General features: G+C 74.5%; 20 protein-coding genes and 1 pseudogene. 9 read left to right on the top strand and 12 right to left on the bottom strand.

What is annotated here, in order from left to right:
• Positions 1 to 120: 120 nt before the first annotated feature.
• From ACFQ8C_RS29535 to ACFQ8C_RS29505, 7 genes are all read right to left on the bottom strand, one after another.
• A complete protein-coding gene (locus ACFQ8C_RS29535) occupies positions 121 to 957 on the bottom strand; it encodes an HpcH/HpaI aldolase/citrate lyase family protein (protein ID WP_383463147.1) in 837 nt (278 codons plus the stop codon).
• On the bottom strand, positions 954 to 2,162 hold the full coding sequence (locus ACFQ8C_RS29530) for a CaiB/BaiF CoA transferase family protein (RefSeq protein WP_383463145.1): 1,209 nt from the start codon (positions 2,160 to 2,162) through the stop codon (positions 954 to 956). Before ACFQ8C_RS29530 ends, ACFQ8C_RS29535 begins: the two co-directional genes overlap by 4 nt.
• Complete coding sequence (gene rbsK, locus ACFQ8C_RS29525; protein WP_383463142.1) at positions 2,159 to 3,079, bottom strand: ribokinase; 921 nt, start codon at positions 3,077 to 3,079, stop codon at positions 2,159 to 2,161. Before rbsK ends, ACFQ8C_RS29530 begins: the two co-directional genes overlap by 4 nt.
• Positions 3,076 to 4,458 (bottom strand): ADP-ribosylglycohydrolase family protein, encoded by a 1,383-nt coding sequence (locus tag ACFQ8C_RS29520; RefSeq protein WP_383463149.1) that lies wholly within the window; start codon positions 4,456 to 4,458, stop codon positions 3,076 to 3,078. The genes rbsK and ACFQ8C_RS29520 overlap by 4 nt, the downstream gene beginning before the upstream one ends.
• A gap of 182 nt (positions 4,459 to 4,640) precedes the next feature.
• Positions 4,641 to 5,792 carry an ADP-ribosylglycohydrolase family protein gene (locus ACFQ8C_RS29515; RefSeq protein WP_383463139.1) on the bottom strand — a complete coding sequence of 384 codons (1,152 nt, stop codon included), beginning with the start codon at positions 5,790 to 5,792 and terminating at the stop codon, positions 4,641 to 4,643.
• Positions 5,773 to 7,044 (bottom strand): ADP-ribosylglycohydrolase family protein, encoded by a 1,272-nt coding sequence (locus ACFQ8C_RS29510; protein WP_383463136.1) that lies wholly within the window; start codon positions 7,042 to 7,044, stop codon positions 5,773 to 5,775. Before ACFQ8C_RS29510 ends, ACFQ8C_RS29515 begins: the two co-directional genes overlap by 20 nt.
• A complete protein-coding gene (locus tag ACFQ8C_RS29505) occupies positions 7,041 to 8,033 on the bottom strand; it encodes an ADP-ribosylglycohydrolase family protein (protein WP_383463133.1) in 993 nt (330 codons plus the stop codon). Before ACFQ8C_RS29505 ends, ACFQ8C_RS29510 begins: the two co-directional genes overlap by 4 nt.
• A 290-nt stretch (positions 8,034 to 8,323) precedes the next feature.
• On the opposite strand from ACFQ8C_RS29505, the gene ACFQ8C_RS29500 reads away from it, so the two are divergent.
• The 3 genes from ACFQ8C_RS29500 (at position 8,324) to ACFQ8C_RS29490 (ending at position 15,628) form a co-directional block, all read left to right on the top strand.
• The gene (locus ACFQ8C_RS29500) at positions 8,324 to 9,052 is read left to right on the top strand and encodes a VIT1/CCC1 transporter family protein (protein WP_383463131.1); all 729 of its coding nucleotides are present in this window, start codon (positions 8,324 to 8,326) and stop codon (positions 9,050 to 9,052) included.
• Positions 9,053 to 9,603: 551 nt separating this feature from the next.
• Positions 9,604 to 14,175 carry a glutamate synthase large subunit gene (gene gltB, locus ACFQ8C_RS29495; RefSeq protein WP_383463128.1) on the top strand — a complete coding sequence of 1,524 codons (4,572 nt, stop codon included), beginning with the start codon at positions 9,604 to 9,606 and terminating at the stop codon, positions 14,173 to 14,175.
• Positions 14,168 to 15,628: a glutamate synthase subunit beta gene (locus ACFQ8C_RS29490; protein WP_383463125.1), complete on the top strand. Its 1,461-nt coding sequence runs from the start codon at positions 14,168 to 14,170 to the stop codon at positions 15,626 to 15,628. The genes gltB and ACFQ8C_RS29490 overlap by 8 nt, the downstream gene beginning before the upstream one ends.
• 70 nt (positions 15,629 to 15,698) lie before the next feature.
• On the opposite strand, the gene ACFQ8C_RS29485 is transcribed toward ACFQ8C_RS29490, so the two are convergent.
• Positions 15,699 to 16,853 (bottom strand): LLM class flavin-dependent oxidoreductase, encoded by a 1,155-nt coding sequence (locus ACFQ8C_RS29485; RefSeq protein WP_383463123.1) that lies wholly within the window; start codon positions 16,851 to 16,853, stop codon positions 15,699 to 15,701.
• 92 nt (positions 16,854 to 16,945) lie between these two features.
• On the opposite strand from ACFQ8C_RS29485, the gene ACFQ8C_RS29480 reads away from it, so the two are divergent.
• From ACFQ8C_RS29480 to ACFQ8C_RS29460, 5 genes and pseudogenes are all read left to right on the top strand, one after another.
• The gene (locus tag ACFQ8C_RS29480) at positions 16,946 to 17,569 is read left to right on the top strand and encodes a PadR family transcriptional regulator (RefSeq protein ID WP_383463121.1); all 624 of its coding nucleotides are present in this window, start codon (positions 16,946 to 16,948) and stop codon (positions 17,567 to 17,569) included.
• A 1-nt stretch (position 17,570) separates the two neighbouring features.
• Positions 17,571 to 18,290 carry a VWA domain-containing protein gene (locus tag ACFQ8C_RS29475; RefSeq protein WP_383463118.1) on the top strand — a complete coding sequence of 240 codons (720 nt, stop codon included), beginning with the start codon at positions 17,571 to 17,573 and terminating at the stop codon, positions 18,288 to 18,290.
• A 41-nt stretch (positions 18,291 to 18,331) separates the two neighbouring features.
• Positions 18,332 to 18,697: pseudogene (locus tag ACFQ8C_RS29470) on the top strand (VOC family protein); the annotation flags it as partial.
• 76 nt (positions 18,698 to 18,773) lie between these two features.
• The gene (locus ACFQ8C_RS29465) at positions 18,774 to 19,286 is read left to right on the top strand and encodes a pyridoxamine 5'-phosphate oxidase family protein (RefSeq protein WP_383463116.1); all 513 of its coding nucleotides are present in this window, start codon (positions 18,774 to 18,776) and stop codon (positions 19,284 to 19,286) included.
• Between the two features lie 67 nt (positions 19,287 to 19,353).
• The gene (locus ACFQ8C_RS29460) at positions 19,354 to 19,971 is read left to right on the top strand and encodes a TetR/AcrR family transcriptional regulator (RefSeq protein WP_383463113.1); all 618 of its coding nucleotides are present in this window, start codon (positions 19,354 to 19,356) and stop codon (positions 19,969 to 19,971) included.
• A gap of 65 nt (positions 19,972 to 20,036) precedes the next feature.
• On the opposite strand, the gene ACFQ8C_RS29455 is transcribed toward ACFQ8C_RS29460, so the two are convergent.
• From ACFQ8C_RS29455 to ACFQ8C_RS29440, 4 genes are all read right to left on the bottom strand, one after another.
• Positions 20,037 to 20,927, bottom strand: coding sequence for a tyrosine-protein phosphatase (locus ACFQ8C_RS29455; RefSeq protein WP_383463112.1), 891 nt, complete (start codon positions 20,925 to 20,927; stop codon positions 20,037 to 20,039).
• Positions 20,928 to 21,140: 213 nt separating this feature from the next.
• Entirely contained in the window at positions 21,141 to 22,613 is a 1,473-nt protein-coding gene (locus ACFQ8C_RS29450) for an ankyrin repeat domain-containing protein (RefSeq protein WP_383463108.1), read from the bottom strand.
• Between the two features lie 52 nt (positions 22,614 to 22,665).
• Positions 22,666 to 23,424, bottom strand: a complete 759-nt coding sequence (locus ACFQ8C_RS29445; RefSeq protein WP_383463106.1) for a methyltransferase domain-containing protein — start codon at positions 23,422 to 23,424, stop codon at positions 22,666 to 22,668.
• 58 nt (positions 23,425 to 23,482) lie between these two features.
• Positions 23,483 to 24,388: a hypothetical protein gene (locus tag ACFQ8C_RS29440; protein ID WP_383463104.1), complete on the bottom strand. Its 906-nt coding sequence runs from the start codon at positions 24,386 to 24,388 to the stop codon at positions 23,483 to 23,485.
• A gap of 196 nt (positions 24,389 to 24,584) precedes the next feature.
• Here ACFQ8C_RS29440 and ACFQ8C_RS29435 point away from each other — a divergent pair, with 196 nt between their 5' ends.
• Entirely contained in the window at positions 24,585 to 25,367 is a 783-nt protein-coding gene (locus ACFQ8C_RS29435; protein WP_383463101.1) for a S1 family peptidase, read from the top strand.
• The last annotated feature ends 102 nt before the right edge of the window (positions 25,368 to 25,469 follow it).

Genomic DNA, 25,469 nt, shown 5'->3' with positions numbered 1-25,469 from the left:
GCGGGGGCGGGGCGCGGCGCGCTCCCCCCCCCCCGGGGCGCCCCCCCCCCCCCCCGGCCGGGCGGGGGCCGGCCGGCCCCTCTGGGCCCCCGGCGGCCCTCGCGCATGCCCGGGCACGGATCAGCCGACGCGCTCCGCGAGGGCGAGGACCCGGTGGGCGCCCGCCACCACCGCCGCGTCCACGAACCGGCCGTCCGCCAGGGCCAGCGCGCCCCGGTCGGTCTCGGCCGCCGCCACCACCGCGCGGGCCGCGTCGACCTCCTGCGGGGTCGGCAGATAGGCCCGCTCGATGACCGGGAGCTGGCGGGGGTGGATGGCGGCCCGGCCGAGGAAGCCGAGCGCCCGGCCCCGGGCGCAGCCGGCGGCGAGCGCGTCGAGGTCGCCGATGTCCGCGTGGACCGACTGCACCGGCGGCGGCAGCCGCGCGGCCCGGGCGGCGACCACGATCCGGCTGCGCGGCCAGTCGAGCCCGCCGTCCTCCCCTACGCCCAGGTCGGCGCGGAGGTCGGCCTCGCCGAGGGAGAGGCCGCGGACCGCCGGATGGGCGGTGGCGATGGCGTACGCCTGCTCCACGGCCAGGGCGTTCTCCAGGAGCGGGTAGAGCGGGAGGCCGGGCGCGAGTTCGCTGATCCGGTGGATGTCGGAGGGGTGTGTCACCTTGGGGACACGGAGACCGCCGAGGCCGGGGAGGGAGGCCAGGACGGGGATGTCGCGCGGGGTGTGGATGCGGACGTGCACCGGGACGGGATGGGCGTCGGAGAGCAGATCGACGGTGGCGTCGAGGGCGTACGCCTTGCGGCCCGGGGCGACCGCGTCCTCCAGGTCCACGATGACCACGTCGGCGCCGGAGCCGAGCGCCTTGCCGACCACCCCGGGGCGGTCGCCGGGGGCGTACAGCCAGGTGAGGAGGGGACGGCCGCGGTGTCGCCGGCCGTCCACGGCCCCCGGGGCGCTCATACCGCCCCCTGGGCGCGCAGGGCGCTGATCTCGGCCGGAGCGAAGCCGGCCGCGGTCAGGACCTCGTCGGTGTCGGCGCCGTGCGGCCGGCCCGCCCAGCGGATCCCGCCGGGGGTCTCGGAGAGCCGGAAGAGCACGTTCTGCATGCGGATCGGGCCCAGCTCCGGGTCCGGGACCTCGGTGACCGTGCCGAGCGCCTGGTACTGGGGGTCGGCCAGGACGTCCCGGACGTCGTAGACGGGGGCGATCGCGGCCTCCGCCTTCTCGAAGGCGGCCATGGCCTCGTCGCGGGTGTGGCGCGCGATCCAGGAGCCGACGGCCTCGTCGAGGAGCTCGGCGTGCGCGGCCCGGCCCGTGCCGTCGGCGAACCACGGCTCGTCGATCAGTTCGGGGCGGCCGACCAGGCGCAGCACCCGCTCGGCGATGGACTGCGCCGAGGTGGAGACGGCCACCCAGGAGCCGTCGGAGGTCCGGTAGGTGTTGCGGGGGGCGTTGTTGCGGGAGCGGTTGCCGGTGCGCGGCTGGACGTAGCCGAGCTGGTCGTACCAGAGGGGGTGGGGGCCGACGACGGAGAGCATCGGCTCGATGATGGCCATGTCGACCACCTGGCCGCGGCCGGTCGTGGTCCTCGCGGTGAGCGCGGTCATCACCGCGTACGCGGTGGCGAGGGCGGCGATCGAGTCGGCGAGGCCGAAGGGGGGCAGGGTCGGCGGGCCGTCCGGTTCGCCGGTGATCGCGGCGAAGCCGCTCATCGCCTCGGCGAGGGTGCCGAAGCCGGGGCGGTGGGCGTACGGCCCGAACTGGCCGAAGCCGGTGACCCGGGTCAGTACCAGCCGGGGGTTGACCGTGGACAGCTCCTCCCAGCCCAGACCCCAGCGCTCCAGGGTGCCGGGGCGGAAGTTCTCCACGATCACGTCGGCGTCGGCGGCCAGCCGGAGCAGGGCGTCCCGGCCGCCGGGGGTGGACAGGTCGAGGGTGACGGTCCGCTTGTTGCGGCCCAGGACCTTCCACCACAGGCCCACGCCCTCCTTGGCGGGGCCGTGGCCGCGGGACGGGTCCGGCTTGCGGGGGTGCTCGACCTTGACGACGTCGGCGCCGAAGTCGCCGAGCATCATGGCGGCCAGCGGTCCGGCGAAGAGCGTCGCCAGATCGAGGACGCGCAGCCCCCGGAGGGGCGGGACCTGCGCGGAGGGGGCGGTGGTCATGCGGGATCGGCCTCCAGGGACTGGGGGGCGCCGGGGGCCGCGTCGATCTCGACGCGGTACGGCATCGAGGTCGAGGCGCCCTCGCGTTGGACGGAGAGCGCGGCGGCCGTGCCCGCCCATGCCAGGGCCCGGGGCATGGGGCGCCCCTCGCCGAGGGCGACCGCGAGCGCGCCGACGAAGGTGTCGCCGGCCGCGGTGGTGTCCACGGCCCGCACCTGGGGGGCGGGCACGGTGAGCGGCTCCGCGCCGCGCGCCGCGTAGAGGCAGCCGGCCGCGCCGAGGGTGACGACCACCTCGGGGACGGCGTCGAGGAGGGCGATGGCGGCGGCGTACGGGTCGGTGCGGCCGGTGAGGGCGGTGGCCTCGTGTTCGTTGGGCACCAGCAGGTCGGTGACGTCGAAGAGTTCGGGCGGGAGGGGCTGGGCGGGGGCCGGGGTGAGGACGGTGCGCACCCCGCGCCGACGGGCGTGCGCGGCGCCGTCGACGACGACGGAGAGGGGGAGTTCGAGCTGGAGGAGGAGCAGGTCGGCGCCGTCGATCAGGGCCTCGTCGCCCCGGCTGAGGGAGGTGACGGTGCCGTTGGCGCCGGGGACCACGACGATCGCGTTGCCGCCCTCGTCGTCCACGACGATGTGCGCGGTGCCGGAGGGGCCCTCGACGGTGCGGAGGAGGTCGGTGTCGACGGCGCAGTGTTCCAGGACGTCCCGGAGCCGGTGGCCGAACTCGTCGGAGCCGACCGCGCCGATCATGGCGACCTCGCCGCCGGCGCGGGCGGCGGCGACCGCCTGGTTGGCTCCCTTGCCGCCGGGGATCGTGCGGAACGAGCGGCCGGTGACGGTCTCGCCGCGGGCCGGGGCCTTCGCCACGTAGGCGACGAGGTCCATGTTGGTGCTCCCGAGTACCACGATGCTGGTCATGGGCGTACTGCCTCCAGGTGGGTCAGGTCGGCGAGGGCGTCGAAGCCGATGCCGTCGAAGGACGGCACCGAGGTCGCGAGCCGGTTCTTCAGGGGGGAGGTCCAGCGGTCCGGGAGCCGGTCCGGGTGGCCGGCGAGGAGACCGGCGACGGAGCCGGCGGTGGCGCCGTTGGAGTCGGTGTCCCAGCCGCCGGAGACCGCCGCGCAGACGGAGCGCGTGAAGTCGCCGTCGGCGTGGGTGAGGGCGGCGGCGAGCAGCGCGGTGTTCGGCACGGCATGGACCCAGTGGTACCCGCCGTACCGGGCGTGCAGCCGGTCGACGAGGGAGTCGGGTCGGGGGACGGCGCGGGCGGTGGCGATGCCGTACCGGACGGCCTCGGCGAGCCGGGAGCGGGGCGGGACGACGGAGAGACCGGCGGCGAGCGCCCCGTGCACGTCGCCGGTGCCGCCCGCGGCGGCGGCCAGGGTCGCGGCGACGAACATCGCGCCGTGGACGCCGGCGGCGGTGTGGCTGAGGACGGCGTCCCGGTGGGCCTGGGCGGCGGCCGCGGCCGGGTCGCCGGGGTGGGTCCAGCCGTGGACGTCGGCCCTGATCTGGGCGCCGATCCACTCCCGGAAGGGGTTGCGGTGGACGGCGGTCAGCGGGGGCTCGACCCCGTCGAGGAGGTTGCGGTAGGCGATCCGCTCGGCGGTGAAGGTCCGGCCGGCGGGGAGTTCGTCCAGCCAGAGGCGGGCCACGTCGGCGGTGGTGAAGGAGCGGCCGTGACGGCGGAGGAGGAGCAGGGCGAGGAGGGGGTAGTTGAGGTCGTCGTCCTCGGGCATCCCGTCGATGTTCTCGGCGAGCGAGGTGCCGGCGGAGCGCCGGTTCCAGGGATGCGCCGCCAGCAGCTCCGGCGGCACCCCGCGCGCGGTGAACCAGTCGTCCAGCGGCCAGTTCCCGGTGGCCCGGGCGAGCGCCCGGATCGCGTCGAGCGGCAGCTTCTCGACGGGCTTCCCGAGCAGGCACCCGGCGGCCCGCCCGAGCCAGGCGGCGTGCAGCCGGTCCCGGAGGGCGGGGTCCCGGGCGGGCGGGCCGGGGTGGTCGGGGCGGCGGGGCGGCGCGGCGCCCGGTGGCGGGGCGGGCCAGTCGGGGCAGGCGGCGACGATCGCGTCGAGGGCGGTGGGCTCGTCGGGGGCCAGGGGGGAGGGAAGGGCGGCGAGTTCGTCGAGCAGTTCCCCGGCGAGCGGGCGGAGGTCCGGCCGGGGCCGGGGCGAGGCGCCGGCGGCCGGCGGTGCGGGGTGTCCGCCGGCCGCGTACCAGCGGGCCGCGATCTCCCGGGCGTCCCGCCCGTCCTCGGCCGCCTGCCGCAGCTCGTGCCCGACGAGGTCCTCGGGCTGCACCCAGGTGAGCCGGACGGGGGCGGGCGCCCGCCCGGCGGGCGGCGGCTGCGCCGCGACGGTGTCCCCGGGGGGCGCTTCCGCGGGCGTGCTCGCGGGGGACGTCCGGCGCGGCGTGCTCGTCGCGAGCCGCCCGCCGGGGGCGGGTGCCGTGCCGGCGCGGGGGCCGGACCGGACGCGGTCCGTCACCGGGCCGGATCCGTCAGGGCGGCGCGGGCGGTCTCGTGGGCGCGGCGGCGGGCCGTGTCGCGGGCGAAGATCTCGTCGCCCACGGCGGCGAGGGCCCGCGCCGGGGCGTGGAGGTCCAGGCGGCTGGCCTCGGCCACCTGCTTCGCCCAGTCCGTGGGGACGGCCGCCTCGCCGCGCAGGGCGCCGGCGACCGCGCCCGCCATGGTGGCGATGGAGTCGCAGTCGCGGCCGTAGTTGACCGCGCCGAGGACCGTACGGCGGTAGTCGCCCTCGCCGACCAGGAGCATGCCGAGCGCGATCGGCAGCTCCTCGATGGAGTGGAGGCGGGAGGGGCGGCGGGCGTCGAGACCCGGCTCGCGGTAGTCGGGGCCGACGGAGTCGTACGGGGCGACCGCCCGGCGCAGCGGGGCGAGGGCGGACTCGAAGTCGCGGTGCCGGTCGGCGACTTCGGCGACGGCCTCGATGGCGGCGCGGGTGCCGTCCTTGGCGAGGGCGAGCGCGGTGTCGACGACCGTGCGCGGGGTGGCGCCGGGGGCGCAGGCCGCCGCGACCGCCGCGGCGAAGACGCCCGCCGCCTCGCGGCCGTACGAGGACTGGTGGGCGCCGGCGACGTCGAGGGCCTCGGCGTAGGCGCCGTGCGGGTCGGCGGCGTTGACCAGGCCGACCGGGGCCATGTACATCGCGGCGCCGCAGTTGACGATGTTTCCGGTGCCGGCCTCGCGCGGGTCGTGGTGTCCGTAGTGGAGGCGGGCGACGAGCCACTTCTCGGCGAGGAAGATCCGCTGGAGGGGGAGCGCCTCCGCCTCCAGTTCGGGGATCCACACGGGGGAGCCCATGAGTTCGGGGACGAGGTGGTCCGCGACCGCGTACGCGTCGAGGTGGTCGCGGACCCGTTCGTACACCCGGATCAGCGCGTGGGTCATCAGGGTGTCGTCGGTGACGTGCCCGTCGCCCTTGTGGTACGGGGCGATGGGGCGGGCGGTGCGCCAGGCGTCGCCGTTCCAGGGGCCGACGACGCCCGTGACCCTGCCGCCGTGGCGTTCGGCGATCTGCTCGGGGGTGTACCCCTCCACGGGTCCGCCGAGGGCGTCGCCCACGGCGGCCCCGAGGAGACTTCCGGTGATCCGGTCATCCAGTGTGGGTGTCATGTCTGAATTGTCCACCTGGAGGCGTCGGTTCCGTGGCTCCGAGGAGCCCGGCGAGTTCCACCAGGTCGGTGCCGGCGAGACGGGGGAGCGCGCAGCCGGAGAGCGTCCGGCAGGCGTCCCGCCAGCTGGCCGGGACCGAACGGCCCCCGCCCAGCGCGCCGGTGAGCGCGCCGGCGAGCGCGGGGGCGGAGTCGGCGACCCGGGAGAGGCAGGCGGCGGCGGGGACCGCGGCGGTCATCGCGCCGCGCGCGGCGACGGTCAGGGCGAGTGCGACGGGGACGGTCTCGGCGGCGGCGATGCCGTAGCTGTAGACGTGGTCGACGATCTGGTGCTCCAGGAGGGGGACCAGTTCGAAGGCGGTGTCGGCGGTGCGGGCCAGCTTCACGGCGTGACGGGCGTTGCGGCCGATCTCGGTGACGGGCGGGAGTTCGGCGAGGGCGGCGGCGACGGCGGTGTCGGGGTCGGCGCCGCCGAGGGCCGCGGCGACGGCCGCGGCGGTGGCGCGGGCGCCGTGGACGCCGTCGCCGTCCTGGGTGTACCGGGCGTCGAACTCGGCGAGTCCGGCGGCCGCGCGCGGGTCGCCGGGGTGGACGACCGCGAGGACGGCGGCGCGGACGCAGGCGGCGTCGTCGAAGTAGTGCGGGTTGTCGTGACCGGTGGCGGGCGGGCGCAGACCGGTCGCGAGGTTGCCGAGGCCGGCGCGGACGGAGATGCGGGCGCGGAGGGGGAGGACGGCGGACTCGATCTCGGGGGCGCGGTCCGCCGCGGCGGCGACCTGGCCCGCGAGGTGGTTCCAGGCGAGGTCGACGGCGGCGCGGAGGCGGCGCTCGGCGGGAAGGGCGGCGAAGAGGGGCCCGGCGGCGGCGAGTACGGCCTCCGCCGTGAACGCCGCCCACTCGGCGTCGTCGGAGGGGCCGAGGCGGAGCGGCTCGGGGGGCTGGTTCAGGGCGATGGGGACGGGGAGGGTGGTCGTGGCGTTCTGCTCCGCGAAGGTGTCGAGCTCGCGGGTGAGGCGGCGGGTCCACTCGGGCATGCGGGCGGCGCGGTGCCGGGCGGCGGGCCAGCCGGCGGCGTCGCCCGCGGCGAGCCCGAGGAGGAGGCCCTCGACCCGGTCGCGGCCCGCCCGGGCCGGGGCGTCCGGCCGCGGGGCCTCCCGCGTGGGGCTCCAGGCGCCGGTGCCGCCCGGGGGGCGGGGGGCGGGGTCGACGGGGGCGACGGGGGCGACGGGGCGGGGCGTGGTGGGGGCGCTCATGGGGTGGGCTCCTGGGTGAGGAGGTCGGCTACTTCGAGGACGTGGTGGCCGCGCATCGTGGGGAGGCAGCTGCCGGTGACCGGGGTGATGGCGGAGGCCCACTCCTCGGGGATCGCGGCCATGCCGCCCGCCGCGCCGGCCAGGGCGCCGGCCACCGCGGCCGTGGTGTCCGCGTCGCGGCCCATGTTCACGGCCGTCAGGACCGCCGTGCGGAAGTCGCCGCGGGCCGCCGCGAAGGCGCCGAAGGCGAGGCCGACCGCCTCCGGGGCCAGGTCGGTCCAGGGGTAGCCGCCGATGACCACCGCGGAGCGGACCTGGCGTTCGCGGGTGAGCGGGTCCGGCTGGACGCGCTGGGCCGCGACCACCGCGCGGCGCAGCGAGCGGGCCGTCCAGGAGTCCATGGGGATGACCGAGAGGGCCGCGGCGATCACCGAGGTGACGGTGGCGCCCGACATCGCCGCCGCGACGCCCGCGGCCACCGCCTGGCCGCCGTAGATGCCCTCGCCCTCGTGGCTGACGCTGCCGTCGATGGCGACGAGCCGCGCCGCCTCCTCCGGGCGGCCGGCCGCGAAGACGCCGAAGGGCGCCGCCCGCATGGCGAGCCCGTCCGACCAGGCGTGGCGGTGCTGGGCGGAGATGGGGGCCGTCAGGCCGCGCCGGAGGTTCTCCAGGGTGCCGCGCTCGGAGAAGCCGGCGCCGCGGAAGGGTCCCTCGTCGAGGTCGGCGATCCAGTGGTGCCAGGCCCGTTCGACGTGGGCGACGGTGAGCGCCGAGCCGTGCCGGGCGAGCAGCAGGGCCGAGAAGATCGCGTACTCCGTGTCGTCGGTGCCCGCCGGGCGGTCCGTCAGGAAGCCTTCGATCCGCCCCCACCGGCGGCGGATCTCGGAGGGTTTCATGTTCTCGGCGGGGGCGCCGAGCGCGTCGCCGACGGCGAGGCCGAGCAGCGCCCCCCTCGCCCGTTCCCGGGTGTCGCATGTGGTGGCCGCCATCTCCGCGCCCCTTCCCTCGGTGCGGGTACCGCTTCGGCGGTACCCCTTCGCCTGGATCTGTGCCACGACGGGCCGACGACTCGCCGGTCGGCGGCTTCTGTCACCCGTCTGTCACCCGTCCGTCCGTGGCGAACCGGCTGTTTGAGGGCGCGTCAGGCAAGGCTTCCCACACTGAGGCGGGCCTTAGTAAGTACGGCCTGCCTTGCTGGCGGGCCCCTTACATCGCGCGTATTTTCGAGGGTGTTGGGGGCGGCGGGTGCGACCCGGCCCGCCGGAACGAGGGGAGAACCATGTCCATCATCGAAGCCCAGGCGCCACTGCACGAGGCACACCGCGACAACCACACCCACCGTGACGTGAACGGCGGTTGGCTGCGGCCCGCGGTCTTCGGCGCGATGGACGGACTCGTCTCCAACCTGGCCCTGATGACCGGCGTCGCCGGCGGTTCGGTCTCCTCGCAGACCATCGTCGTCACCGGCCTCGCCGGCCTTGCGGCCGGCGCCTTCTCCATGGCGGCGGGCGAGTACACCTCCGTCGCCTCGCAGCGCGAGCTCGTCCAGGCCGAACTGGACGTGGAGCGCCGCCAGTTGCGCAAGCACCCGATCGACGAGATGGAGGAGCTGGCCGCCCTCTACGTCTCCCGGGGCGTCGAGCCCGCGCTCGCCCGCGAGGTCGCCATGCAGCTGTCGAGGGACCCGGAGCAGGCGCTGGAGATCCACGCCCGCGAGGAGCTCGGCATCGACCCCGACGACCTGCCGTCGCCCCTCGTCGCGGCCGTCTCGTCCTTCGGCTCCTTCGCGCTCGGCGCGCTGCTTCCCCTGCTGCCGTACCTGCTCGGCGCGACGGCGCTCTGGCCGGCCGTCCTCCTGGCGCTCCTCGGCCTCTTCGCCTGCGGCGCGCTGGTCGCCCGGGTCACCGCCCGCGGCTGGTGGTTCAGCGGCATGCGCCAGCTGCTCCTCGGCGGTGCCGCGGCGGCGGTCACGTACGGCCTGGGGATGGTCTTCGGCGCCGCCCTCTAGCCGCGCGCCGGCCGGGGTGCGGGACGCGCTCCGGTCACGGGTCGGAGGAAACGGAATCCGAACCGGCCTTCAGGTCCGCGAGGCCCCCTCAAGGGGCCTTTCGGACTTTCCGGGGTGACTTTTCGGGACTTAAGCCGCATCCTCGCTGTGACGAATATCCCTGGTCGGAATCCTCGCGGCGGTGAGACACTATGCAGGACGCCACATATGTAGCCGGTTACCCGGCGGTTTCGAACCCGTGACCAACGGGAAAGAGGCAGAAGCGTCGTTGGGCAACGAAGCCCTTCCGAGACGGACCGGTACGGTTCCGTCCCCCGCGGAGCAGTCACGGTGCAGTCACTGCCGCCGCATCCAGAGAGAACAGGTGAACGCGCACCACCGCTCCGTGTCGGAGGTGTCCGCATGCTGGAACGAGCTATCCGCTAGGCGAGAAACGCTCCATCATGTAACCTGCACGAAATTTCGCGGAGGGCCAACGTCGTCCCTCGGCAGCTGCTCCCCCAGACGTCGTCTGGGAGGTGCCCCCAGCCACGACGACGACGGGAGAGCCGATGCGTTCCGACGCCTGGTCGCCCATGGACGGTCGCCCCGCCCCCCAGGGCATGTACGACCCCCGTAACGAGCACGACGCCTGTGGTGTCGGGTTCGTGGCCACCCTCACCGGTGTTGCCAGCCACGCGCTGGTCGAGCAGGCGCTGACCGTACTGCGCAACCTCGAACACCGCGGCGCCACCGGCTCCGAGCCGGACTCCGGCGACGGCGCCGGCATCCTCTTCCAGGTCCCGGACGCCTTCTTCCGCGAGGTCACCGACTTCGAGCTGCCCGCGGCCGGCGCCTACGCGGTGGGCACCGCGTTCCTCCCCGTCGACACCGCCGACGAGGCCGCCGCCGCGATCGAGACGATCGCCGCCGACGAGGGCCTCACCGTCCTCGGCTGGCGCGAGGTCCCCGTCGCCCCGGCCCTGCTCGGCGCCACCGCCCGCTCCACCATGCCGGTCTTCCGCCAGGTCTTCGTGACCGACGGCGAGTCCACCGGCATCGCGCTGGACCGCAAGGCGTTCGTGCTGCGCAAGCGCGCCGAGCGCGAGGCCGCGACGTACTTCCCCTCGCTCTCCGCCCGCACCCTGGTCTACAAGGGCATGCTCACCACCGGGCAGCTGGAGCCCTTCTTCCCGGACCTGTCGGACCGGCGCCTGGCCTCCGCCATCGCCCTCGTCCACTCCCGGTTCTCCACCAACACCTTCCCGAGCTGGCCGCTCGCCCACCCGTACCGCTTCGTCGCCCACAACGGCGAGATCAACACGGTCAAGGGCAACCGCAACTGGATGACCGCCCGCGAGGCCCAGCTCGCCACCGACGTCTTCGGCGAGAGCCGGGACGGCAAGGGCCTGGACCGGATCTTCCCGATCTGTACGCCGGACGCCTCCGACACCGCCTCCTTCGACGAGGTCCTGGAGCTGCTCCACCTCGGCGGCCGCTCGCTGCCGCACTCGGTCCTGATGATGGTCCCCGAGGCGTGGGAGAACCACGACTCCATGGACCCGGCCCGGCACGCCTTCTACCAGTACCACTCCACGATGATGGAGCCCTGGGACGGCCCCGCCTGCGTCACCTTCACCGACGGCGTCCAGGTCGGCGCGGTCCTCGACCGCAACGGTCTGCGCCCCGGCCGCTACTGGGTCACCGACGAGGGCCTCGTCGTCCTCTCCTCCGAGGTCGGCGTCCTCGACATCGACCCCGCCAAGGTCGTCCGCAAGGGCCGCCTCCAGCCCGGCAAGATGTTCCTCGTCGACACCGTCGAGCACCGCATCATCGAGGACGACGAGATCAAGGCCGGCCTCGCCGCCGAGCAGCCCTACACCGAGTGGCTGGAGACCGGGGAGATCGAGCTCTCCGACCTCCCCGAGCGCGAGCACATCGTGCACACCCACGCCTCGGTCACCCGCCGCCAGCAGACCTTCGGCTACACCGAGGAAGAGCTCCGCGTCATCCTCGCCCCGATGGCCCGCAGCGGCCTGGAGCCGATCGGCTCCATGGGCACCGACTCCCCGATCGCGGCCCTCTCCGAGCGCCCCCGGCTGCTCTTCGACTACTTCACCCAGCTGTTCGCGCAGGTCACCAACCCGCCGCTGGACGCCATCCGTGAAGAGCTCGTCACCTCGCTGCGCTCCTCCCTCGGTCCCCAGGGCAACCTGCTCGACCCGACCGCGGCCTCCTGCCGCAGCGTCACCCTGCCCTTCCCGGTGATCGACAACGACGAGCTCGCCAAGCTCATCCACATCAACCACGACGGCGACATGCCGGGCATGAAGGCCGCCACGCTCTCCGGCCTCTACCGGGTCTCCGGCGGCGGCGAGGCCCTCGCCGCCCGCATCGAGGCCATCTGCGCCGAGGCCGACGCGGCCATCGAGGGCGGCGCCCGCCTGATCGTCCTCTCCGACCGGCACTCCGACGCCGAGCACGCGCCGATCCCGTCGCTGCTGCTCACCGCGGCCGTCCACCACCACCTCATCCGCACCAAGCAGCGCACCATGGTGGGTCTGCTGGTCGAGGCCGGTGACGTCCGCGAGGTCCACCACGTCGCCCTGCTCATCGGCTACGGCGCCGCGGCGGTCAACCCGTACCTCGCCATGGAGTCCGTCGAGGACCTGCTCCGCGCCGGCACCTTCCTCAGCGACGTCGAGCCCGAGCAGGCCATCCGCAACCTGATCTACGCCCTCGGCAAGGGCGTCCTCAAGGTCATGTCGAAGATGGGCATCTCCACGGTCGCCTCCTACCGCGGCGCCCAGGTCTTCGAGGCCGTCGGCCTCGACGCCGAGTTCGTCGGCCGGTACTTCAACGGCACCGCCACCAAGATCGGCGGCGCCGGCCTGGACGTCGTCGCCCAGGAGGTCGCCGCCCGCCACGCCAAGGCCTACCCGGCCACCGGCATCGCCTCCGCGCACCGCGCGCTGGAGATCGGCGGCGAGTACCAGTGGCGCCGCGAGGGCGAGCCGCACCTCTTCGACCCGGAGACCGTCTTCCGCCTCCAGCACGCCACGCGGAACAAGCGGTACGACATCTTCAAGAAGTACACGGACCGGGTGAACGAGCAGTCCGAGCGGCTGATGACGCTCCGCGGCCTGTTCGGCTTCGCGGAGGGCCGTACGCCGATCTCCGTCGACGAGGTCGAGCCGGTCTCCGAGATCGTCAAGCGCTTCTCGACCGGAGCCATGTCGTACGGCTCCATCTCGCGGGAGGCGCACGAGACCCTCGCCATCGCCATGAACCAGCTCGGCGGCAAGTCGAACACCGGTGAGGGCGGCGAGGACCCGGACCGCCTGTACGACCCGGCGCGCCGCTCCGCGATCAAGCAGGTCGCCTCCGGCCGCTTCGGCGTCACCTCCGAGTACCTGGTCAACGCCGACGACATCCAGATCAAGATGGCCCAGGGCGCCAAGCCCGGCGAGGGCGGCCAGCTGCCCGGCCACAAGGTCTACCCGTGGGTCGCCAAGACGCGTCACTCGACGCCGGGCGTCGGCCTCATCTCGCCGCCGCCGCACCACGACATCTACTCCATCGAGGATCTGGCCCAGCTGATCCACGACCTCAAGAACGCCAACCCGTCGGCCCGCATCCACGTGAAGCTGGTCTCCGAGGTCGGCGTCGGCACGGTCGCGGCCGGCGTGTCCAAGGCCCACGCGGACGTCGTCCTCATCTCCGGCCACGACGGCGGCACCGGCGCCTCCCCGCTGACCTCGCTGAAGCACGCGGGCGGCCCCTGGGAGCTCGGCCTCGCCGAGACCCAGCAGACGCTGCTGCTCAACGGCCTGCGCGACCGGATCGTCGTGCAGACCGACGGCCAGCTGAAGACCGGCCGCGACGTCGTCATCGCCGCGCTGCTCGGCGCCGAGGAGTTCGGCTTCGCCACCGCGCCGCTCGTCGTCTCCGGCTGCGTCATGATGCGCGTCTGCCACCTCGACACCTGCCCGGTCGGCATCGCCACCCAGAACCCGGTCCTGCGCGACCGCTTCTCCGGCAAGGCCGAGTACGTCGTCAACTTCTTCGAGTTCATCGCGCAGGAGGTCCGCGAGCTCCTCGCCGAGCTGGGCTTCCGCACCATCGAGGAGGCCGTCGGCCACGCCGAGCTGCTCGACACCAGCCGCGCCGTCTCCCACTGGAAGGCGCAGGGCCTGGACCTGGAGCCGCTCTTCTACGTGCCGGAGCTGGCCGAGGGCGCGGTCCGCCACGCCCTGATCGAGCAGGACCACGGCCTGGAGAAGGCGCTCGACAACGAGCTGATCCAGCTCGCCGCCGAGGCGCTGAACGCCGCCTCCGCCGAGCAGGCCCAGCCGGTCCGCGCCCAGGTCGCGATCCGCAACATCAACCGCACGGTCGGCACCATGCTCGGCCACGAGGTGACGAAGAAGTTCGGTGGCGCCGGTCTCCCGGCCGACACCATCGACCTCACCTTCACCGGCTCCGCCGGCCAGTCCTTCGGCGCCTTCCTGCCGGCCGGTGTCACGCTCCGCCTGGAGGGCGACGCCAACGACTTCGTCGGCAAGGGCCTCTCCGGCGGCCGTGTGATCGTCCGTCCCGACCGGGGCGCCGACCACCTGGCCGAGTACTCCACCATCGCGGGCAACACCATCGCGTACGGAGCCACCGGCGGCGAGCTGTTCCTGCGCGGCCGCACCGGCGAGCGCTTCTGCGTCCGCAACTCCGGCGCCCTGGTCGTCTCGGAGGGCGTGGGCGACCACGGCTGCGAGTACATGACCGGCGGCACCGCGGTCGTCCTCGGCGAGACCGGCCGCAACTTCGCGGCGGGCATGTCCGGTGGCGTCGCCTACGTCGTCGACCTCGACCCGAACCACGTCAACTCCGGCAACCAGGGTGCGGTCGAGACCCTGTCGGAGGCCGACGAGGCCTGGCTGCACGACGTCGTGCGCCGCCACCAGGAGGAGACCGGCTCGACCGTGGCCGAGAAGCTCCTGGCCGACTGGGACGCGGCGGTGAGCCGCTTCAGCAAGATCATCCCGACCACGTACAAGGCAGTGCTCGCCGCCAAGGACGCCGCTGAGCTCGCCGGTCTCTCCGAGCAGGAGACCACCGAGAAGATGATGGAGGCGGCGACCCATGGCTGACCCGAAGGGCTTCCTCACCACCGGCCGCGAGGTCGCCGAGACCCGCCCCGTCGCGGAGCGCGTCCGCGACTGGAACGAGGTCTACGTCCCCGGCTCCCTGCTGCCGATCATCAGCAAGCAGGCCGGCCGCTGCATGGACTGCGGCATCCCGTTCTGCCACAACGGCTGCCCGCTCGGGAACCTGATCCCCGAGTGGAACGACTACGCCTACCGCGAGGACTGGTCGGCGGCGTCCGAGCGCCTCCACGCCACCAACAACTTCCCGGAGTTCACCGGCCGCCTGTGCCCGGCTCCGTGCGAGTCGGCGTGCGTGCTCGGCATCAACCAGCCGGCCGTCACCATCAAGAACGTCGAAGTCTCCATCATCGACAAGGCGTGGGACGCCAACGACGTCACGCCGCAGGCGCCCGAGCGGCTCTCCGGCAAGACCGTGGCCGTCATCGGCTCCGGCCCGGCGGGTCTCGCCGCCGCCCAGCAGCTGACCCGGGCCGGCCACACCGTGGTCGTGTACGAGCGCGCCGACCGCATCGGCGGTCTGCTGCGCTACGGCATCCCCGAGTTCAAGATGGAGAAGCGGCACATCAACCGCCGCGTCGAGCAGATGCGCGCGGAGGGCACCAAGTTCCGCACCGGCGTCGAGGTCGGCCGCGACATCACCGCCACCGACCTGCGCAAGCGGTTCGACGCGGTCGTGGTCGCCGCCGGCGCCACCACCGCCCGTGACCTGCCCGTCCCGGGCCGGGAGCTGGCCGGCATCCACCAGGCGATGGAGTACCTGCCGCTCGCCAACAAGGTCGTCGAGGGCGACTTCGTGGCCCCGCCGATCACCGCCGAGGGCAAGCACGTCGTCGTCATCGGCGGCGGCGACACCGGCGCCGACTGCGTCGGCACCGCCCACCGCCAGGGCGCGGCCTCCGTCACCCAGCTGGAGATCATGCCGAGGCCGGGCGAGGACCGGAACGCCAACCAGCCCTGGCCGACCTTCCCCATGCTGTACAAGGTCACCTCGGCGCACGAGGAGGGCGGCGAGCGGGTCTACTCCGTCTCCACCACCCACTTCGAGGGCGACGAGGACGGCAACGTCCAGTTCCTCCACCTCGTCGAGGTCGAGTTCGTCGACGGCAAGCTGACCCAGAAGCCGGGCACCGAGCGGAAGATCCCCGCCCAGCTGGTCACCCTCGCCATGGGCTTCACCGGCACGGACGTCCAGAACGGCCTGGTCGCCCAGTTCGGCGTCGACCTCGACGAGCGGGGCAACATCGCCCGTGACGCGGACTTCGCCACCAACGTCGACGGCGTCTACGTCGCCGGTGACGCCGGCCGCGGCCAGTCGCTGATCGTCTGGGCCATCGCCGAGGGCCGCTCGGCCGCCCGCGGCGTCGACCGCTACCTCACCGGCGCCAGCTCCCTGCCGGCCCCGATCCGCCCGACGGACCGGTCCCTGCTGGTCTGACGCACCCCCGGATGTCCCGTACAACGACGTGCGGAACTGAGCGACGCCCGCCCTGTCCCCGACCAAGGACTCAGGGGCGGGCGTCGCTGCGCGTTCCCCGCGCGCCGGCGGCCGGCGCCCGGAAGCGCGGGACGACCTTCTCGCCCCACTGCCGGATCGTCTCCAGGCAGACCTCCTGCGGCACCGTGCCCATCTGGATCAGGCACATCACCTCGTCGACGCCGATCCGGCGCAGGCGGTCCACGTAGGCGATCGCCGTCTCCGCGTCGCCGTAGGCGTGGTCGGTGTCGTACACGCCCGTGTCGACGGGCCTGGCCGGGACGTCCGCCTCGTGGAGCCGGGCCACCAGCCTCTCCCGCTGTTCGGCGAGCGCCCCGGCGTGGTCCTCGTCCTCCGCGTACCCGGTGGGCGCGGGCGCGCCGCCGTACCAGTGCGCGATCGACTCGGCGAAGAAGCGCTGGCCACGGGTGCCGAGCCGCAGCGCGCGGGCCGCGTCGTCCAGGACGATCGTCGGACAGAGCGCCGAGAAGTGGTCGTTGACCTCGGTGGAGACGAACCGGGAGCCGTCGCGGGCGGCGATGGCGTCGTCGTACACCCGCCGCATCGCGGCCACGTCCTCGGCCCCGGAGAAGCCCATCACCAGCGCGCCGACGCCGAGTTCGGCGGCCTGCCGGAGCGAGTCGTGCTGCGAGCAGGCCATGAAGAGCGGCGGGTGCGGGGTCTGCGCCGGGCGGGGCAGGACCGCGCCGGGGCCGATGTCGAGGGTGCCGTGCCACTCGAACTCCTCCTCCCGCCAGGCCGCCGCGAGGATCCGCAGCGCCTCCTCCGTCTGCGGGCGGGTGTCCTCGGGGCGCACCCCGAACATCCGCATCTCCTGGCGGGTCGCGCCCCGGCCGGCGCCGATGTCGACCCGGCCGCCGGAGAGCACGTCGAGCATCGCGGTCCGTTCGGCGACCCGCACCGGGTGCTGGTAGCCGAACGGCATGGTGACCACGCCGTGGCCGACGCGGATGCGTTCGGTGCGGGCCGCCACCCAGGTCAGGAAGATCTCGGAGGCGCTCATGTGCGCGTACCGGGTGAGGGAGTGGTGCTCGACCGCCCAGATCCGGTCGAAGCCGAACTCCTCGGCGAGGACGGCCTGTTCGACGCAGTCGCGGATCACCTGGTGTTCGCGGGCGGGGGTCGGGTCGACGAGCTGTGCTTCGAAGATCATGGAGAACTTCACGGGCTGCTCCTCCCGTTGACGGCCTTGTATGCCTGACAGGAATACTTCTAGCAGGCATAGGGGGGAGGAGGAAGAGCCGTACACTGCGGTCCGTGGAGGACGACGACGCGACCGTGCCCGGACTTCCCGCGACGAGCTGGGCGGTGCTCGGACTGCTCTCCTTCGGCCAGGAGTTGTCCGGATACGACTGCAAGAAATGGGCCGACCGCTCGCTCGGGCTCTTCTACTGGAGCCCGTCCTTCAGTCAGATCTACAGTGAGCTGCGGCGCCTGGAGACAGCCGGTTACGCCACCTCCCGCCTGGTCCCGCCCGAGTCCGGCAGCCGCGACAAGCGGATCTACCGCATCACCGACGAGGGCCTCGCCGCCGTCCGCGCCTGGGCCGGAACCGCCCCCGTCGACCCGCCCGTCCTCAAGCACGGGCCGCTGCTGCGGCTCTGGCTCGGCCACCTCCTCGAACCCGACCGGGTCCGGGAGATCCTGGCCGGCCACCGCGACCGGTCCGAGACCCTGCGGAGCCGCGCCGCCGCCGACGCGGCGGAGGCCGGGACCGAGGAGGCGTGGGCGTACCCGCGGCTCACCCTGACCTGGGCCGAGCGGTACTACGCGGCGGAACGCGACCTGGCCGAGGCCATGCTCGCCGACATCGAGAAGACGAGCGCAGAGAAGACGAGCGCAGAGAAGACGAGCGCCGAGAGAACCGAGGGGGAGCGCTGACATGGCACTGAGCCTGCGCAAGGTGGAGGAGACCGCGCCCGCGCTGGTCAGCCTCTACAAGTCGGCGGGGGAGTCGCTGCGCCGGCACGGCGTCGACGGGCAGCGCGTCGCCGTCTACCTGGTGGTCGACTACTCCGGCTCGATGAAGCCGTACTACAAGGACGGCAGCGTCCAGGCCCTCGCCGACCGGGTCCTCGGGCTCTCCGCCCAGCTCGACGACGACGGCCGGGTGCCGGTCGTCTTCTTCTCCACCGACGTCGACGCCGAGACCGAGATCCGGCTCGACGACCACCGGGGCCGGGTGGACCGGATCGTCGCCGGCCTCGGTCACATGGGCAAGACGAGCTACCACCTCGCCATGGACGCCGTCATCGACCACTACCTCGACAGCGGGGCCACCGCGCCCGCGCTCGTCGTCTTCCAGACCGACGGCGGTCCCATCAACCGGCTCGCCGCCGAGCGGTACGTCTGCAAGGCGGCCCGGCTGCCGCTCTTCTGGCAGTTCGTCGGCTTCGGCGACCCCGGCAGCAAGCAGTTCGACTTCCTGCGCCGGCTCGACGAACTCGCCGTCCCCGAGCGGCGGTGCGTCGACAACTCCGGTTTCTTCCACGCCGGGAGGGAGCCCGGCCGGGTCGCGGACGCGGAGCTGTACGACCGCCTGGTCGCCGAGTTCCCCCGCTGGCTCGCCGCCGCCCGCGCCCAGGGCATCGTCCGTTCCTGAAATCGATGGCCACGGCCGGAACCCGGGGAGATCATGGGCGCATGAGTTCTCTCGTACGCCACGTGACCATCGACTGCGCCGACGCCTACACCCTCGCCCAGTTCTGGGCGAAGGTGCTCGACGGCAAGCTCTCCGACGACGACCTGCCCGGCGACCCCGAGGCCCTCGTGCAGTCGGAGGGCGCCGGGCTCCTCTTCATCCGGGTCCCCGATCCCAAGACGGTCAAGAACCGCGTCCACCTCGACATCCAGCCGCAGGACCGCACCCGCGACGAGGAGGTCGAGCGGCTGCTCGCCCTCGGCGCGACCCTCGTCGGCGACCACCGGAAGCCCGACGGCACGGGCTGGGCGACGATGGCCGACCCGGAGGGCAACGAGTTCTGCGTGGAGCGCAGCAAGGCGGAGCGCGGCGACTCCTGAACCCCGCGGGCCGTCCGGAGCAATCCGGACAGTAGGTGTCGGGTATCCGGTGTCTGCTGGAGGCATGACGGACACCGGCACCACCACCTGGGCGGCCTTCGAGGCCGCCGAACCCGCGCTCGCCGCCACCGTGCGCGAGCGCTTCGGGCAGTACACCCACCACGCCCTCGCCACCCTGAGGAAGGACGGCTCGCCGCGGCTCAGCGGGATCGAGGCCGACTTCCGGGGCGGCGAGCTGTGGCTCGGGATGATGCCGAACTCCCGCAAGGCGCTCGACCTGCGCCGCGACCCCCGCTTCGCGCTGCTCGCCAACCCCGGTGCCGGCACGGACATGGGCGGCGGGGACGTCCGCGTCTCCGGCCGGGCCGTCGAGGTCACGGACCCGGACGTGGTCGCGCGGTACGCCGCCGAGGCCGGGGCGCCGCTGCCGTTCCACCTCTTCCGGGCGGAGCCCGCCGAGGTGGTGCGGACCTGGGTGGAAGGCGAGGAGATCTGCTTCACCACCTGGCGGCCCGGGCGCGCCCCCCGCACCCTGCGGCGCGGCAACGACGACGCGCCGCCGCGCGAGGACGCCTGAGCCGCGGCCGTGCGGGCCCCGGAGGCCGGGCGCCGCCGGGCGCCCCCGGAGCGACGACAATGGGCGGGTGTCAGCGACCAAGAAGAAGAACCAGGTGAACGCCGCCGCGCCCGAGCGGCGCCGGGAACTCCTCGACACCGCCGCCGAGGTGTTCGCCGCCCAGGGGTACAACGCCACCACCGTCCGCAAGATCGCGGACGCCGCCGGCATGCTCGCCGGCAGCCTCTACTACCACTTCGACTCCAAGGAGTCGATGCTCGACGAGATCCTCTCGACCTTCCTCACCGAGCTCTGGGAGGGGTACGACGCCGTCCTCGCCGCCGGTCTCGGCCCCCGGGAGAGCATCGAGGCCCTCGTCACCGAGTCCTTCCGGGAGATCGACCGGCACCGCGCCGCCGTCGCCATCTACCAGAAGGAGTCCCGGCACCTCACCGACCTGCCCCGCTTCCACTACCTCGCCGACTCGCAGCGCAGGTTCGAGAAGGCGTGGCTCGGCACCCTGGAGCGGGGGGTGGCGGACGGCGTGTTCCGCGCCGACCTCGACGTCCGGCTCACCTACCGCTTCGTCCGCGACACCGTCTGGGTCGCGGCCTCCTGGTACCGGCCGGGCGGCCGGCACAGCCCCGACGAGATCGCCCGCCAGTACCTGTCGATGGTCCTGGACGGCATCGCCGTGGGCGGCTGACACCCCGACACCCACGTCGTACGCGGGTGCGGCGCGGCCCCCGCACGGGCCGCGCCGCGCCCGCGTCAGCCGACCAGCCGCTCCCGCAGACCCGACAGGGTGCGCGGGTCCAGGCCCAGGCCGGCCGTCACATAGCGGTACAGGCTGCCGTAGCCGGCGCGGACCTCGCCGAGGGCCGTGTCCAGGTACTCCCGGCGGACCTCCTGGAGGGGCGCGATCAGCTCCGGGTTCTGCATGAGGCCGCCCTGCCTGAGGCCCTCGCGGACCCGGGCGTCGTGGGCGGCGCGGAGGGTGTTGGAGGCCAGGTAGTCCTCGGTGGCGAGCCGTTCCGGCACGCCGACCAGCCGCAGGAGCAGCCAACTGGCCCAGCCGGTGCGGTCCTTGCCCGAGGTGCAGTGGTAGAGCACCGGGCCGGAGCCGGGCGCGGCGAGTTCGCGCAGGGTCCGTCCGAAGGCCTCGCGGTTGGCCGCGTCGGTGACGAAGGTCCGGTAGACGTCCGACATGAAGGCGGCCGCCCGCCCGCCGCCGAGCATCTGCTCCTGCAGCACCGGGTCGCGCGAGCCGATCGCGGCCGTCAGCCGCCCGAAGAGGCCGTTGTCGGTGATGGGCCGCGGGGCGGCGGCCACTCCGGCGGGGAGCCGGTCGGCGCCGTCGTATCCGACCTCCAGGGGGATCCGGAAGTCGACGGCCCGGGCGAGTCCGAGTCCGCCGAGCGTGATCAGGTCGGCGTCGGTGAGCTTCCCGAGGTGGTCGCTCCGGTAGACGAGGCCGTGGCGGACCCGCTCGCCGTCGTAGGTGGGGTATCCGCCCAGGTCGCGGAGGTTCACCGCGCCCTGGAGGGGGATCTGGCGGAGGGGGCCGCCGGTCCTGGGGCGGGCGGCGGCCGGAGGGGCGACCGTCGCCAGGACGGCGGCGGCGCCGGCGGTGCTCAGCAGGGCGCGTCTCGACAGGGGCACGGCGGACTTCCTTTCCACCAAACATTAGTTAGGTGACGTCGAGGGGGAAGGTAGCAGCCCGAGGGGGCCTGACGGGAGGGTCGTGCCGACCGCTCCGTCCGGAGATCCCGCGCGTCGCGGCGCGCCGCCGCTCGACGGCGCCGGCCGGGAAGCGCACCCCCGCGGCGTCCGGCGGCGCCGGAGGGCACCGGAGCGGGCGCCCCGCCCGCGCCGTCAGCGACGGCGCGGGGGAGTCCACTCCAGCCGGGTCCTGACCCGGGCGTCGCGCACGAACTCCAGGGCGGCCAGCGCCGTCTCCCGGGGCGCGCCGTCCGGGTCGCCGTCCGCCAGGACCGCCGCCAGCGCGTCCACCGCCCGCGGATCCTGGCGGATCGCCAGGCCCCGGGCCGCCTCCGCCGCCGTCTCCGGATCGGGGTCGGCGAGCCGCTCCGCCAGCGCCTCCCGTACGAGCGGGATGTCGTCCGGCAGCTCGGCGAGGGCCAGCACCGCCCAGTCCCGCACCCGCGCGTCCCCGTCCCGGCTCAGGCCGAGCAGCACCCCGAGCGCCTCCAGGTGACCGGCGGGCACGAGCCCCGCGAGCGCGCCCGCCACCGCCCGCCGCACCTCGGGGTCCGGGTGGTCCGCCGCGCCGAGCAGCTCGGGCACCGCCGCCGGATCCGCGCACGCCCCGAGCGCCGTCACCACCGAGAGCACCGGCTCCCGGCCCGGACCCGCGGCCTCCGCCGCCAGCCGCCGCAGCACCGGCACCGCGCTCGCCGCGAACCCCGGCAGCGCGCCCAGGACCCGCGCGCCGAGGGCCTGCCGCAGCGGATCGCGGTAGGCGCACCAGCCCGCCGCCGCCACGAAGGTCTCCTCGTCGGCCCGCCCGGCGAGTTCGGCCTCCGCCGTCGTCCAGTCGTCCAGCTCCGGATCCCCGCAGCGCAGCGCCCGCGCGGCCAGCTCCTCGTGCGGGGCGCGCCGGCCGAGCGCCGCCTCCAGGAGGGTCGCGACGGCCGCGTGCCCGGTCTGCCGTTCGTCGCCGCGCCCGGGCCGGCCGTCCTCCCGCAGCAGCTCGACGACGACGGTGACGCCGCCGTCCTCCCGTACCCGGCGTACCACGGCCTCGTACGTCTCCCCGCTGTCGTGCCCGGCGACCAGGCCGCGCCGCAGCTCGGCCGCCACGTCCACGCCGATCCACCGCCGGGCCTCCCGCAGCGCGGGCGCGACGCCCCGCGCGCCGTGGTCGAGCAGCGCCCGTACGCAGGCGGTGGAGCCGCGCCGGGCGGCCGCCGCCAGCGGGGCCAGTCCGTCGGGGCCGGGGCGGTCGGGGTCGGCGCCGTGGTCGAGCAGCGTCCGTACGGTCTCCGCGTGGCCGAGGCGGACCGCCCAGGCGAGCGCGGTGAAGCCGAACTCCTCCTCCTGGTCGGGGTCGGCGCCCGCCGCGAGCAGCGCCCGCACCGTCCCCGCGTGGCCGCCGCAGGCCGCCCCGCAGAGCGGCAGGTCGCCGCCGTCCGGGCCGCCGGGCCGGCCGGGGTCGGCGCCGGCGGCGAGCAGCAGGCGCACGATCCCCGGCTCGTCGGCGACCGCCGCCCGGTAGAGGGCGGTCTCCCCGTCGTCGTCGGCGGCGCCGGGATCGGCCCCCGCCCGCAGTGCCCGGACGACCGCGTCCTCGTCCCCGGCGGCGATGGCCTCGAACAGCGTGCTCATGTACCGACCCTGACCCGCCGTCCGCACTCGGCGCAAATCCGTTCCGGCCGGGTCAGGGCTTGCGGGCCTCGACGAGGAAGCGGGTCGTGGTCGCCGTGAAGGGGCCTTCCCGGCCGATCCGTCCGTGCAGCTCGCGGAGCCGGTCGCGGTAGGCCTCCACCGTGAAGCCCGGCACCATCCAGATCACCTTCCGCAGGAACCAGACCACCGCGCCCACGTCCCGGAACTCGGTCCGCAGCGACTCCGCCCGCAGCTCCACCACCTCCAGGCCGGCCGCCTCGGCGTCCCGCCGCGCGTCCTCGGGGTGCCGGGCGCGCCGGACCTCCTCCGGCTGCGGCCCGAGGAAGTACTCGACCAGTTCGAAGACGCTGGCCGGGCCCACCTGCTGGGAGAGGTAGGTGCCGCCGGGCCGCAGCACCCGCGCGATCTCCGCCCACCACACCGTCACCGGGTGGCGGCTGACGACCAGGTCGAAGGCGGCGTCGCCGAAGGGCAGCGGCGGCTCGTCCTCGTCGTGGACGACGACCGCGCCCAGCGGGTGCAGCAGCCGGGTCGCCTTCGCCACGTTCGGCGGCCAGGACTCCGTCGCCGCCGTCAGCCGGGGCAGTCTCCCCGCCCCGGCGAGCACCTCCCCGCCGCCGGTCTGGATGTCCAGCGCGGCCGAGGCCCGGCCGAGCCGCTCGCCCAGCAGCCGCTGATAGCCCCACGAGGGGCGCTCCTCGGTGGCCCGTCCGTCGAGCCAGGAGAAGTCCCAGCCCTCCATCGGGGCCGCCTCGGCCTCCGCCACCAGTTCCTCGAAACTCCGCTTCATGCCCGCATTGTCCCGGTCGAAGGCGGGTGGGGCGGGGGATTTCCTCCCGGCGGGACGGTCACCCGGCGCAGTCGAGGACCGTCCCGCACAGCCGGCACCGGGCCCGCAGGCTCCGGCCGGCCGGGACGCGGAGCCGCTGGCGGCAGACCGGGCAGGGGAAGGCGACCCCGCTCGCCGGGGCGCCGCCGTCGAAGGCGTACGGGGCGCCGGGCGCGGCCCGGCCCAGGCGCCGCTCCCGGGCGTAGCGGCGGCGGTCGGCCCAGCCCGCCCCGGCCAGCGGCGGCAGCCTTCGCTCCCGCTCGGCCTCGGCCCGGCCCCGCCGCCAGGCCTCGTACGCGACCGCGCTGGTGAACCAGGGGGAGGGGTCCTCGCCGAAGAGTTCCGCCCGCTGCGCGAGCACCCAGCCGAACTCCTCCGGGGTGAGGTAGCCGAGCTTCTGGCTCTCCGCGCCGTCCTGCCGGAAGGCGTCGAGAAGCAGCCAGCCCGCGCCGAGGTAGGCGGTCACGACGTCGGTGAGGATCTCGTTCCGCCCGGTGTCGGGAAAGCCCAGGTCGAGGCGGTGGAGCAGGATGTGGGTGATCTCGTGGGCGAGGGCGGCGCCGATGTCCCGGGGGCGGTCCCGGAAGCGTTCGTTGAGCTCGACGAAGTACTCGGGCCCGGCGGCGGGTTCGACGGTGGCGGCGTGCTCCATCCGCCGGAACGACACCACCATCCGGGCCTCCGGGAGGCGCAGGTGGCGTACCAGGGCGCCGGCCACCCGGGTGGCGCCGAGGAGCGGGTCCTCGCCGGGGAAGAGGGCCACGTCGGCGGCGGTGACGCTGGCCGCGTACCGGTCGACGCCGGTGGGGCCGAGGCGCCGGTAGAGCGCGGTGAGCGAGGCCCGTACGGCCTCCCGGTGGGGGAAGCCGTGTTCCACCCCATGGGTGTCCTCGCCGACCCGGTCGGCCCCGCGGCGGTCCGTCATGCGCGCTCCACCCCCGCTCCCACTGTACGGTCCGACTCCGGGTTCTGGCCGAAAAGGCTTTCTTGTGGCGGCAGTTGAGGGCTGTCCATAATCCGGACATGCCTTGACGAGCGCATGTCATTACTGCGTCGTGCGTGACCCACCGTCAGGGCCGCACCCCCCATGCAGGAACCCCCCACACGAGAGAAGGCAGACCGTGCAGAACCGACTCGTCCGCACCCTGCAGAAACTCGCCGCAGCCGGCGCCGTCGCCCTGGCCGCCCTCAGCCTCCAGCCCGTCTCCTCCGCCACCGCGGCCCCCGCCCCCGTCGTCGGCGGCACCCGCGCCGCCCAGGGCGAGTTCCCCTGGATGGTCAGGCTCTCCATGGGCTGCGGAGGCTCCCTGATCAGCCCGCAGGTCGTCCTCACCGCGGCCCACTGCGTCAGCGGCTCCGGCAACAACACCTCCATCACCGCCACCGCCGGCGTCGTGGACCTCCAGTCGTCCAGCGCCATCAAGGTCCGCTCCACCAAGGTCCTCCAGGCCCCCGGCTACAACGGCAAGGGCAAGGACTGGGCCCTCATCAAGCTCGCCAGCCCCATCACCTCGCTGCCCAACCTCAAGATCGCCGAGACCACCGCCTACAACAGCGGCACCTTCACCGTGGCCGGCTGGGGCGCGGCCCGCGAGGGCGGAGCGCAGCAGCGCTACCTCCTCAAGGCCAACGTGCCCTTCGTCTCGGACGCCTCGTGCCAGGCCTCCTACGGCAGCGACCTCGTCCCGTCCGAGGAGATCTGTGCCGGCTACAGCCAGGGCGGGGTCGACACCTGCCAGGGCGACTCCGGCGGCCCGATGTTCCGCAAGGACAACGCCGGCGCCTGGATCCAGGTCGGCATCGTGAGCTGGGGCGAGGGCTGCGCGCGGGCCGGCTACCCCGGCGTGTACACGGAGGTCTCGACCTTCGCCGCCGCGATCAAGTCGGCCGCGGCCACGCTGTAACCCCACCGGACGGGGGCCCCCGGGCGGGGCCCCCCCCCCCGGGCCCCCCCCCCCCCGGGACCGGGTACCGGGGACCGGCGACCGCCCACCCCGGGCCGGGAA

The organism is Streptomyces sp. NPDC056503, from assembly GCF_042794995.1.
In the GTDB taxonomy this organism is placed as follows: Bacteria; Actinomycetota; Actinomycetes; order Streptomycetales; family Streptomycetaceae; genus Streptomyces.
Note: the sequence above shows the minus strand (reverse complement) of the source record. Positions and strands in the feature narration are given on the sequence as shown.